General features: G+C 62.4%; 10 protein-coding genes. 7 read left to right on the top strand and 3 right to left on the bottom strand.

Going from position 1 to position 12,004, the window contains the following annotated elements:
- Positions 1-15: 15 nt before the first annotated feature.
- Positions 16-2,928: an aminotransferase gene (locus FGE05_RS15665; protein WP_139646319.1), complete on the bottom strand. Its 2,913-nt coding sequence runs from the start codon at positions 2,926-2,928 to the stop codon at positions 16-18.
- Between the two features lie 257 nt (positions 2,929-3,185).
- Here FGE05_RS15665 and rfbB point away from each other — a divergent pair, with 257 nt between their 5' ends.
- From rfbB to FGE05_RS15630, 7 genes are all read left to right on the top strand, one after another.
- On the top strand, positions 3,186-4,268 hold the full coding sequence (rfbB, locus tag FGE05_RS15660) for a dTDP-glucose 4,6-dehydratase (RefSeq protein WP_139646316.1): 1,083 nt from the start codon (positions 3,186-3,188) through the stop codon (positions 4,266-4,268).
- The gene (gene rfbA / locus FGE05_RS15655; RefSeq protein ID WP_139646315.1) at positions 4,265-5,140 is read left to right on the top strand and encodes a glucose-1-phosphate thymidylyltransferase RfbA; all 876 of its coding nucleotides are present in this window, start codon (positions 4,265-4,267) and stop codon (positions 5,138-5,140) included. The genes rfbB and rfbA overlap by 4 nt, the downstream gene beginning before the upstream one ends.
- On the top strand, positions 5,137-5,682 hold the full coding sequence (gene rfbC / locus FGE05_RS15650) for a dTDP-4-dehydrorhamnose 3,5-epimerase (protein ID WP_139646312.1): 546 nt from the start codon (positions 5,137-5,139) through the stop codon (positions 5,680-5,682). The genes rfbA and rfbC overlap by 4 nt, the downstream gene beginning before the upstream one ends.
- Positions 5,679-6,560 (top strand): dTDP-4-dehydrorhamnose reductase, encoded by an 882-nt coding sequence (gene rfbD / locus FGE05_RS15645; RefSeq protein ID WP_139646309.1) that lies wholly within the window; start codon positions 5,679-5,681, stop codon positions 6,558-6,560. The genes rfbC and rfbD overlap by 4 nt, the downstream gene beginning before the upstream one ends.
- A 195-nt stretch (positions 6,561-6,755) precedes the next feature.
- Positions 6,756-8,564, top strand: a complete 1,809-nt coding sequence (locus tag FGE05_RS15640; RefSeq protein ID WP_139646307.1) for an ATP-binding protein — start codon at positions 6,756-6,758, stop codon at positions 8,562-8,564.
- Entirely contained in the window at positions 8,561-9,952 is a 1,392-nt protein-coding gene (locus FGE05_RS15635) for a sigma-54 dependent transcriptional regulator (RefSeq protein WP_139646305.1), read from the top strand. The genes FGE05_RS15640 and FGE05_RS15635 overlap by 4 nt, the downstream gene beginning before the upstream one ends.
- 37 nt (positions 9,953-9,989) lie before the next feature.
- A complete protein-coding gene (locus FGE05_RS15630) occupies positions 9,990-10,445 on the top strand; it encodes a YiiD C-terminal domain-containing protein (RefSeq protein ID WP_041024609.1) in 456 nt (151 codons plus the stop codon).
- A gap of 126 nt (positions 10,446-10,571) precedes the next feature.
- On the opposite strand, the gene cysQ is transcribed toward FGE05_RS15630, so the two are convergent.
- A complete protein-coding gene (cysQ, locus tag FGE05_RS15625) occupies positions 10,572-11,399 on the bottom strand; it encodes a 3'(2'),5'-bisphosphate nucleotidase CysQ (protein WP_139646302.1) in 828 nt (275 codons plus the stop codon).
- Positions 11,396-11,962: an ADP compounds hydrolase NudE gene (gene nudE, locus FGE05_RS15620; RefSeq protein ID WP_139646301.1), complete on the bottom strand. Its 567-nt coding sequence runs from the start codon at positions 11,960-11,962 to the stop codon at positions 11,396-11,398. The genes cysQ and nudE overlap by 4 nt, the downstream gene beginning before the upstream one ends.
- Between the last annotated feature and the right edge of the window lie 42 nt (positions 11,963-12,004).

Below are 12,004 nucleotides of genomic sequence, written 5' to 3'. Positions count from 1 at the left end.
AGCATCAGCCTCGGTTCAGAGTCCTTCGTCCAGGACCTTCTCCAACATATCGACGAAGAAATCCACACTCTGACGGGTCGTGACCATCGGTGGCTTGATCTTGAGGATGTTCAGGTAATCACCGGTGGGTTGCATGAAGATACCCAGCTCCCGAAGGCGATTGCACAGCGTCGCGGTCTCTTCGGTCGCAGGCTCCAGGGTTTCGCGGTTGCGGATCAGTTCCAGGCCCAGATAGAACCCGGACCCATGCACCGCGCCGACCAATGGGTATCGGTCCATCAGGGCTTGCAGCCGTGCCTTGAAGTGACCGCCCACCACTCGGGCATTTTCCCACAGCCCTTCTTCCTTCATGACATCCAGCACGGCAATGCCGATCTGACAGCTGACCGGGCTGCCACCGGACGACGAGAAGAAATAACCTTCGGCTTCCAACGCCTCGGCGATTTCCCGGCGGGTGATGACAGCCCCCAGCGGCTGCCCATTCCCCATGCCCTTAGCCATGGTAATGATATCCGGCACCACGCCTTGCTCTTCGAAGCCCCAGAAAAACTCGCCCATGCGCCCGTAGCCGACCTGCACCTCGTCAGCGATGCACACGCCGCCCCGTTCGCGCACCAGCCCATAGACCTGCTTCAAATAGCCAGGTGGCAACGCAATACCGCCAGCGTTGCCGTACACCGGCTCGCAGATGAAACCGGCGAGTTGGCGTTTTTGCTCGGCAATTTTTGCCAGGTTGTGTTCGACACTGCGCACGTAGTCCGGCGCACTGTCGGGACCACGGAATTCACCGCGATAAGTGTTGGGAGCGGTCACCGGGTGCACCCAGTCCGGACGGCTGCTCAGGGCCTTGGGGTTGTCGGCGATGGACGTCGAGACCGCGTCCGCCGCCACCGACCAGCCATGGTAGGCCTCTAGCACACTGAGCATGTCCCGCCCGCCGCTGTAGGCCCAGGCCAGGCGGATCGCCAGGTCGTTGGCCTCGGTGCCGCTGTTGACCAGGAACACCCGATCCATGTTTGACGGCGCCAGTGACAATAACCGTTCGGAAAACTCGGCAATCGCCGCGTAGTGAAAACGGGAGTTGGTATTGAGCAGCGACCACTGCCGGGCAGCCACGGCCGCCATGCGTGGGTGGCCGTGCCCCAATACCGCGACGTTATTGAGCATGTCGAGGTAGGAGCGCCCTTGCATGTCGATCAGGTGGTTGCGCCAGCCACGCTCGATGCGCGGCGGGTCGACGTAGTAGTGTTTCTGGGTACGGGCGAAGCTGGCATCGCGACGGGCCAACAACGCCTTGGCGTCGACTTCCTCCTCTGCGTCGCAAGCCAGCCCGAGCAATACCGCCGGTGAAGGGCACAACGCCTGCCAGGCCGGGGCTGCGGACGGCGTGCAGAACAGCGGCGGGTTCAAGTGCGCGCCTCGGCATAACTGCACCCGCAACGGACCAACCACTTCGCCCAAGACCTGTCCCTTGACCAGTGCGGCCCCGGAATGCAGCGGCGATGCCACACCCCAAAGCCGTATGCTCAACTGAGAACTGTCCAGTTGCAGCATGCCATCAGCCGTCTTGTGCAACACCCCGGCGAACGGCGACTCGAGCGGCGTGTCGCGAGGTACATGCAGTTCCACATGCAGCGCGCAGGTATCAGGCTCCACCGCGCTGTCCGGCCGGGTGCGCGACAACCGATACTGGCCGTAACGGCTGGCGGCCAATCCGTGAACGGTGGCAGCTTCGCTCAACAGACGCTGATCGATACCCGGCTGCTCCCAGTTACCGGCCTCGAAATGCGGGCTCAGCACGCCCAGGTCGATCAGCGCGAACTCACGGCCCACCAGGGTCGGCAACAGCGGTACAAAGCCTTCACTGACAATCGGTGGCAGATTCTGGCCAACGGCGCTCAGGATTGCCGCTTCCATCAGTTCGAACGGCACCGAGTGGGCAACCCGGAATATTTCCCATTCATGCTCCAGGTTGGCACGGCTGTACGCGTTGTCCGGATCGATGGAAACCTGTTGTTCGCCACTGAGCACCAGCACGGCGGCACGCGCCACAATCAGCGGCCAGAGCGCCAGCAGCTCTTCACGCTGCAACGGGTTCGTCCCGTGATAAGCCTGGATCGCTGGCAGGATGAAGAACGGATCGCCATTGGCGTGGTGAAGCAACGCCGCACACGTCACCGCCAACTCGGTGATGCGCCAGGTGCGGATCAGGTCGCCGAAATCGATGACGCCTTGCAATTGCCACTGGCGCTGGGCATCGCGCTGCCAGACGACATTGTCATCGGTCAGGTCCATGTGGATCGCTTGCACCGGCAGGTGGGCCTTGAGCGGATGCAGGCGTCGTTCGGCCTGTTGCGCAACCTCGGCGATCAGACCACGCCGTTGATCGTCCTGGATGACCGGCAGCAGATGGCCGATCAGCGCATTGGCATGGCGGGCGTCCCATTGCAGGGTGCGCTCCAGGCCCGGATGATCGAACGTGGCCAAGGCCAGATCGATTTCCGCACACAAGCGCCCCAGGCCGCTCACCAGCTCCTGCCCCAGATGCTTGAGTTGGGTCAGGGGCTGCCCGTCGATGTACTCCAGCAGCCGGACATGGACCGCCTGTCCGTCGACGTCGAGCGTTAACAGATCCTGGCCGTTATTGGCCACAATCACCCGTGGCACTTTTACCGTGCCGTGATTGGCCAATTGCCTGAGAGCCGCATGTTGGGCCTGGAGCTCCTGGACGGCGTAGTCGCCATGGCAAATTTTCAACACAAATCGCCCGCGCTCGCTGTCGACGCGGTAGTTGAGGTCCTGCTGGCTGCCGAGGGGTCGCAGGTCGCCGCTGAGTCCGTAGTTCAAGCGCAGCAGCACCAACGCCTGCTCGGCGCTGATCTGTGGGCTTGGCAAACTGGCACGGTGAACCAACGTAGCGAGCGGCATACAACGACCCCTGATGTGGTTTTTATTGAACACCTATCACGCCATTGAGTTGAAGAATAAGCAACCCCTCTTTGTTGGAAGAGAGGCGTACGCACCTTTCCTGCAGACTGACGGATACTTTTTGGCCAGTTACCTCAATCCTGGCTTGACCTCCAGATTCGGGGACACCGCTTGAGATATCCCACTTGCGCCGTCATCCGCATGTCGACAAGCTATGCTCCATATTTTGTCGTCTCATGGAAAAAAGGCTTAACCGGATGCGCATTCTCATCACTGGCGGTGCCGGCTTCATCGGCTCGGCCCTCGTACGGCATTTGATCCTTGATACCGAACACCAGATCCTGAACCTCGATAAGCTGACGTACGCTGGCAATCTCGAATCGCTGAACAGCGTCGATCGCAGCAGTCGTTATGAGTTCGTACAGGCCGATATTGTCGATCAAGCCACAGTCAGTGCAGTGCTGGCGCGGTTCAAGCCCGATGCAATCATGCATCTGGCTGCAGAGTCTCATGTGGACCGTTCCATTGATGGCCCGGCGGACTTCATCCAGACCAATATCGTGGGCACCTACAGCCTCCTGGAAGCTACCCGTGCCTATTGGCAGACCCTGCCTGAACCGCAGAAACAGGCATTTCGTTTCCACCATATCTCCACCGACGAGGTGTACGGTGACCTGCACGGCGTAGATGACCTGTTCACCGAAACCACCCCGTATGCACCCAGCTCCCCTTATTCCGCCAGCAAGGCGGCGTCCGACCATCTGGTCCGTGCCTGGCAGCGCACCTACGGCTTACCCGTGCTGCTGACCAATTGCTCAAACAACTATGGGCCGTTCCACTTCCCTGAGAAGCTGATTCCGCTGGTGATCCTCAACGCTTTGGCCGGTAAACCATTGCCGGTGTACGGCGACGGACAACAGGTGCGGGATTGGCTGTATGTCGAAGACCATGCCCGGGCACTGCTGAAAGTCGTCACCGAAGGCGTGGTCGGCGAAACCTACAATATTGGCGGCCACAACGAACAAAAGAACATCGACGTCGTGCGCAACATCTGCGCGCTGCTCGAAGAGCTGGCGCCCGACAAGCCCGCAGGGATCGGGCGCTATGTCGACCTGATCACCTTCGTCAGGGACCGTCCCGGCCACGACCTGCGCTATGCCATCGATGCCGGCAAGATCGAACGGGAACTGGGCTGGACGCCCAGGGAAACCTTCGACACGGGCCTGCGCAAAACCGTGCAGTGGTACCTTGAGAACCTCCAATGGTGCCGACGTGTCCAGGACGGCAGCTACCAGGGCGAGCGCCTCGGCTCGCTCGACGAAAAGGAATCGATCGCATGATGAAGGGTATTGTTCTCGCCGGTGGCTCCGGCACACGACTGCACCCGATTACCCTCGGGGTTTCCAAGCAACTGCTGCCGGTTTACGACAAACCGATGATCTACTACCCGATCTCGGTACTGATGCTTGCGGGTATCAAGGACATCCTGGTGATCTCCACCCCACAAGATCTGCCGCAATATCGCAATCTGCTGGGCGACGGCAGCCAATTCGGCGTGCAGATCAGTTACGCCGAACAGCCCTCACCCGATGGCCTGGCGCAGGCATTCCTGATCGGCGAACAGTTCATTGGCAGCGATCCGGTGTGCCTGATCCTGGGAGACAACATTTTCCATGGGCAGTACTTCGGTGAACAATTGCAGACCGCTGTCAATCGACAGCAGGGTGCGACCGTATTCGGCTACTGGGTCAAGGATCCGGAGCGTTTTGGCGTGATCGACTTCGACGCTGAAGGCCACGCCCTTTCCATTGAAGAAAAACCCGCCGAGCCAAAATCCAGTTATGCGGTCACTGGCTTGTATTTCTACGATAACGACGTGATCCAGATCGCCAAGGCGATAAAGCCCTCCAAACGCGGCGAATTGGAAATCACCGACGTCAACAACGCCTATCTGCAACGCGGCGACCTGCATGTCGAGCGATTCGGTCGCGGTTTCGCCTGGCTGGACACCGGCACCCACGACAGCCTGCTGGAAGCCTCGCAATACGTGCAGACCATCGAACATCGCCAAGGCCTGAAAGTAGCTTGTCTGGAAGAAATTGCCTACCAACAGGGCTGGGTCAGCCGCGAGCACATACTTGAGCGTGCCGAGTACTTCGGCAAGACCGGTTACGGCCAGTACTTGTTCAAAATCGCTGGAGAACCCCGTTGAACGTTATTGCCACCCGGTTGCCGGAGGTCCTGATCATCGAGCCGAAAGTCTTCGGTGACGACCGTGGCTTTTTCTACGAAAGCTTCAATGCCCGGGCGTTCGCCGAGGCCACTGGCTGTGACCCGCAGTTCGTCCAGGACAACCATTCGCGCTCGACCAAAGGCGTGCTGCGCGGCCTGCATTATCAGATCGAACAGGCCCAGGGAAAACTCGTGCGTGTCATCGCTGGCGAGGTGTTGGACGTGGCGGTGGACATTCGCCGCAGCTCGCCCACGTTCGGCCAGTGGGAAAGCGTGCACCTGTCGGCACAGAATCAGCGGCAGTTGTGGGTTCCGCCAGGCTTCGCCCATGGTTTTGTGGTCCTGAGCGAGTCAGCGGATTTTCTCTATAAAACCACAGACTACTATGCGCCTTCGGCCGAACGCTGCATCCGGTGGGACGATCCAGATCTGGCCATCGACTGGGAACTGGCGGATCCACCCACCCTGTCGCCCAAGGACCAGAACGGCAAGTTCCTGCATGAAGCCGACCTGTTCCCATGAGTAGGTCCTTGCGAATCCTGATTATCGGCAAGAACGGCCAGGTGTCCCGGGCACTCCAGTCGCGTCTGGCCGACACCGGCGAGCTGATTGTGCGCGGAAGCGATCAGCTCGACCTGGCACGCCCCGATCAACTGCGCTCCCGCATCGGTGCCCTGCGCCCCAACCTGATCATCAACGCCGCTGCCCACACGGCCGTCGACCAGGCCGAGAGCGAGCCGGAACTGGCCTTTGCCATCAACGCCACTGCACCGGGGATCCTGGCCCTCGCAGCAAACGACCTGGGCGCCCCGCTGATCCACTATTCCACCGATTATGTCTTCGACGGCCGCAAACCGGCGCCCTATACAGAGGACGACACACCCAACCCGCTGAGCGTCTATGGGCGCAGCAAACTGGCCGGCGAGGATGCCATTCGCCAAGCCGACGGGCAGCACCTGATATTGCGCACCAGTTGGGTGTACTCCATGGAAGGTCGCAACTTCCTCCTGACCATGCAGCGCCTGCTCCAGGAAAAACCACACCTGCGAGTAGTAGCCGACCAGATCGGTGCACCGACGTGGGCTGGAACCATCGCCGACAGTACCGCCAAGCTCATCGAGCATTGGCAGGCCGGCCGGTGCGGCACCTGGGGCACCTATCACCTGACGGCCCAGGGCGAGACGTCCTGGTTCGGCTTTGCCCAGGCCATCGGCGAACGGTTGGTCGAGCAGCACAAGCCTTGTTCGGTGCTCGAGGCCATCCCGTCCAGCGCGTACCCGACGCCCGCCCCACGCCCACTGAACTCGCGTCTGGATTGCACACGCCTGTTGCGGGAATGGGGAGTGAGCCAACCCGACTGGCGAAGCGCGTTGCAGCAGTGTCTTGCCGAGCGACACTAGTGTCCGGTCTCGGAAATAAGCTGTTCATTTTTGGCGGCGTCTTGGGTGCCCGGCCGGCGTTGCCACTCCTCGCCATAGCCCTGCTATGACTCGTCGCGGCGCCTTGGCCGAACACCCAAGCCACTCGCCAAAAAAGAACGTATTTCCGAGACAGGACACTAGGCATAATGCGCTCGTTCCTACAGGCGCACGCTCATGAACTCCACCCTTCCCCGCAGACCCCGTTGGCGCAGCCTGGCCTTGCTCGCCCTGTGCCTGGCCCCATTGCTATGGCCGCTGGAGCATCTGGCCGAGCGCTATTACCGCAGCGAGCTGGCCGGGCAGAATCGCCAGACCCTGGACCTTTACGTCGCCAACCTGCTGGGCACGCTGCACCGCTATGAAGTCTTGCCGCAGATTCTCGGTGACCTGCCGGCCCTGCGTGCGACGTTGTTGGCCCCGGACGATGAGTTCACCCAAAGCAATGCCAACCAGCTCCTGAAAAAAATCAGCACCCAGACCGGCGCCGAGGTGATGTACCTGATGGACGCCACCGGCAAGACGCTGGCGGCCTCGAACTGGGACAAACACGACAGTTTCGTCGGGCGCAATTTCGCCTTCCGGCCGTATTACATCGAAGCCATGGCCGGACGCCTGGGGCGCTTCTTCGGCCTGGGCACCACGTCGGCCAAGCGCGGCTATTTCTTCGCCGCCGCCGTGCGCGAGCGCGACCGCGTCATCGGTGTGCTGGTGGTCAAGGTCGACCTGGACCACACCGAAAGCCTGTGGGGCAAAACCCCGGAACAGTTGCTGGTGACCGATCACAACGGGGTGGTCATCCTGACGTCACGGCAGGAATGGCGATTCCGCTCGACCCGCCCGTTAAGCGACGAGGAACACAACGCAATCAGCGCCGTGCAACCCTACCCGACCCGTGACCCGAAACCGCTGAACCTGGATCCACAGGCCTGGCTCACCCAGACCCAGACCATCGAAGAAACGGGATGGAGCGTGAGCATCCTCGCTCCACGTACCCTGATCGACCGCCCTGTGCGCACCGTCGTCGCCACCGGCGGTGCGGCGTTGCTGGTCTTGATGCTGTTGCTCGGCTTGATGATGCAACGCCGGCGGCATTACCTGGACCGGATCGCCTTCGAAGGCAAGGCGCGTCACGAGCTGGAAGGTCGGGTGGCCGAGCGTACCAGCGATCTGGAAGGCCTGAACCGGCGGCTGAAACAGGAAGTCCTGGAGCGCGAGCAGGCGCAACAGGAACTTGTTCGCGCCCAGGATGACCTGGTGCAGGCCGGCAAGCTGTCGGCATTGGGCACCATGTCGGCCAGTATCAGCCACGAGCTCAACCAGCCGCTGGCAGCGATTCGCAGCTACGCGGAAAACGCCGAGATACTGCTCGACCATCAGCGCACCGAGGACGCCAGGGGCAACCTCAAGCTGATCAATGAACTGACCGGACGCATGGCGTCGATCATCGCTCACCTGCGGGCCTTCGCCCGCCGCGACCGCCACGCGCCGGAAAGCGTTGCCCTGCAACCGGCCCTGGACGATGCCCTGGCACTGCTTGCCAAGCGCCGGCGCAGCATGGAGGTGGAGTTGATCCGCGATCTGCCGGCTGCCACGCTGTGGGTCGAGGCCGGAGAAACCCGCTTGCGCCAGGTGCTCGGCAACCTGCTGGCCAATGCCCTCGACGCCCTGACCGAAAAAGGGCCTCCGCGTAGACTCTGGCTCAGTGCCCAAGCCACAGAAAACGGCGTCAACCTGTACATTCGCGATAACGGCCCGGGTTTTTGCATGGAAGCTTTGGGCCGTGCCGGGGAGCCTTTCTATACCACCAAGACCCGGACCCAGGGCCTGGGGCTGGGCCTGGCGATCTGCGACACCCTGATGCGCGCCTTCGGTGGCGAACTGTCGTTCGCCAATCACAAGGAGGGCGGCGCCCTGATCACCCTCAAACTGCGCGCCGGCGCGCCTGGGGTAAGCTTGCAACCATCCGAGGACCGTAGCGTATGACCATCGATAACCGGATTGAGGTGGTGCTGATCGACGACGATCCCCACCTGCGTCAGGCCCTGAGCCAGACCCTCGACCTGGCCGGCCTGAACATCCTGTCCCTGGCCGAGGCCAAGGGCCTTGCCGGACAACTGCCCCGTGACTGGCCGGGTGTGGTGGTCAGCGACATTCGTATGCCGGGCATCGACGGTCTCGAACTGCTCAATCAACTCCACGCCCAGGACCCGGAACTGCCCGTGCTGCTGATCACCGGTCACGGCGATGTGCCGCTGGCAGTCCAGGCCATGCGCGCCGGCGCCTATGATTTCCTGGAAAAACCTTTCGCCAGCGATCATCTGCTCGATAGCGTGCGCCGGGCCCTGGCCCTGCGCCGCCTGGTGCTGGACAACCGCAGCCTGCGCCTGGCCCTCAGTGACCGTCATGAGCTCAGCGCCCGCCTGGTCGGCCAGTCAACGCCGATGCTGCGACTGCGCGAGCAGATCGGCGCATTGGCGGCGACCCGCGCCGACGTGCTGATCCTCGGTGAAACCGGCGCCGGCAAGGAAGTGGTGGCCCGTGCGCTGCATGACCTTTCGAGCCGGCGCAACGGCCCGTTCGTGGCGATCAACGCCGGGGCCCTGGCCGAATCGGTGGTGGAAAGCGAACTGTTCGGCCACGAGCCTGGAGCCTTCACCGGCGCGCAGAAACGTCGCATCGGCAAGTTCGAGTTCGCCAATGGTGGCACGCTGTTCCTCGATGAAATCGAAAGCATGAGTCTGGACGTCCAGGTCAAACTGCTGCGGTTGCTGCAAGAACGCGTGGTGGAGCGCCTGGGGGGCAATCAACAGATTCCGCTGGACATCCGTGTCATCGCCGCGACCAAGGAAGACCTGCGCCAGGCGGCCGACCAGGGGCGCTTTCGCGCCGACTTGTATTACCGCCTGAACGTGGCACCGTTGCGCATACCGCCGTTGCGCGAACGGGGTGAGGATGCGTTGATGCTGTTCCAGCACTTCGCCGACGAAGCCAGTGCGCGCCATGGCCTGCCACCCCATGAACTGCAGCCGGCGCAACGGGCGCTGCTGTTGCGCCACAACTGGCCGGGCAACGTCCGGGAATTGCAGAACGCCGCCGAACGCTTTGCCCTGGGTCTTGAACTGGCCCTGGACAACGGCGCGCCGGATGGTGCGGCCGGCACACCAGTGGAAGTGATCAGCGGCGGCTTGAGCGAACAGGTCGAGAACTTCGAGAGGACCCTGATCGCCGCCGAGCTGGCCCGTCCCCACAGCTCGGTACGCAGCCTCGCCGAAGCCCTGGGCATTCCGCGCAAGACCCTGCACGACAAGCTGCGCAAGCATGGGCTGACCTTCGGCGACAGCAGCCCTGGCGCAGCCGATGAGTCCGATTGAGTTATCGTTGTCCTCCCTTCAAGCAAGAGGCCCCGCAATGAACCGCGACAGCCGTTACCTGGAATCGATTCTGCACCACGACATCCCGTTGACCCGTGACATGGGTCTCAAGGTGCTCGATTGGCAGGCCCGACAACTGCGCCTGTTCCTGCCGCTGGAGGCCAACGTCAACCACAAGAGCACCATGTTCGGCGGCAGCCTGTATTGCGGCGCCGTGCTCGGCGGCTGGGGCTGGCTGCACCTGGCCCTGCGCGACGAAGGCATCGAGGACGGGCATATCGTGATCCAGGAAGGGCAGATCAGCTATCCGTTGCCGGTCACCCGCGACGCGGCGGTGCTCTGCGACGCGCCTGAGGAGAAGGTCTGGAAACGCTTCCTGGCCACCTATCAGCGCTATGGACGGGCGCGGTTGACCCTGCAAACGCGGGTGGTAAATGAGGGCAGCGAAGAGGCGGCGGTGCGCTTTGAGGGGCAGTACGTGTTGCACCGCTGACCGGGCTGTCACAAACCTCTGTGGCGAGGGGATCTCTGTGGGAGCAAGGCTTGCCCGCGATAGGAACGATGCGGTCTTTCGGACATCGGGGCGTTCGTTTCGCGAGCAAGCTTTGCTCCCACAGACTCAGGAACGGGCGAGCGCCAGCAATTGTTCACGCCACGCGGCCTTCGCCGGCAACGCCAGGAACGACGCATTCAGCAGCGATTCCCGCGGCGGATAACAGAACCGCTCGCCCCTCAAGTCCAACACCTCGCCGCCCGCGCCTTCCAACACACCCTGGGCCGCGGCGGTGTCCCACTGGGACGTCGGCGCCAGCCGCGGATAGCAATCCGCCGAGCCTTCGGCCAACAGGCAGAACTTCAATGAACTGCCAATGCTGGTGAGCTGCAACTCCCCCAGGCTCTGGCTCAAACCGCTCAGGAGACGCTCCTGTTCCGGGCTGGTATGACGGCGACTGGCGACCACGGTGAACGCTTCGCCCGGCCCCGGCACGTTACGCACCTCGACCGGCACAGGCTCGACACCCTTGTCGCCACGCCAGGCACCCAAACCCGCGCCGCCGACGTAGAAGCGATCGTTGGTGGGCATCGATACCACGCCAAACACCACATGTCCCCGTTCGATCAACGCAATGTTGACGGTGAACTCCTCGCTACCGGAAATGAACTCCTTGGTCCCATCCAGCGGATCCACCAACCACCAGCGTTGCCAACCGGCGCGCACAGCCTGGGGGATATTGGCGTCCTCTTCGGAAAGGATCGGGATCTCCGGGGCCAGGGCCGCCAGCCCGGCCACGATGACATCGTGAGCGGCCATGTCCGCGGCGGTGACAGGCGACTCGTCAGCCTTGTGGACAACTTGCACGTTGGCTCGCCAGAAAGGCAGGATTGCCTCGCCAGCCTTGAGCGCCAGTTCGACCACCGGGGCCATCAGGGGATGGGGGTAATTCATGCCAGGAACGCTCCGCGCAGGGTCAGCAGGTCACGGGCCAGGTACAACGCCGCCAAGGCCCGGCCCTCGGTAAATTGGGGGTTTTGCGCCAGGGATGACAGTTCGCGCAGGTTGACCTTGTCCACGCGCATCGGCTCAGGCTCGTCACCTTCCAGTCGTTCCTCGTACAGATCCGTCGCCAGCACCACCTGGATTTTCTGGCTCATGTAGCCGGGAGACAACGACAGCTCGGTCAGGAGCTCCAATTGACGCGCGCCAAAACCGGCCTCTTCCTTGAGCTCCCGCTCGGCCGCCGCCAGCACGTCCTCGCCCGGCTCGACCAGGCCCTTGGGCAGCGACAGCTCGTAAGCGTCGGTACCGCCGCAATACTCTTCCACCAACACCGCGTGATCGGCATCGAGCATCGCCACGATCATCACCGCGCCATAACCCGGGCCCTTGCCCGCCAGACGCTCGTAGGTGCGCTCCACGCCATTGGAAAAACGCAGCTTCAACTCCTCCACGCAAAACAGGCGGCTGGTGGCGACGATCCGTCGATCAAGTATGGTGGGTTTCTGGCGCATAAACGGCTCCCTGGGCGATAGCAGGCTACTATACCCGGCCTA

The organism is Pseudomonas sp. ICMP22404 (genome assembly GCF_006227205.1).
GTDB lineage: Bacteria > Pseudomonadota > Gammaproteobacteria > Pseudomonadales > Pseudomonadaceae > Aquipseudomonas.
The sequence above is the reverse complement of the archived record's forward strand: the minus strand, read 5'-3'. Positions and strand labels throughout refer to the sequence as shown.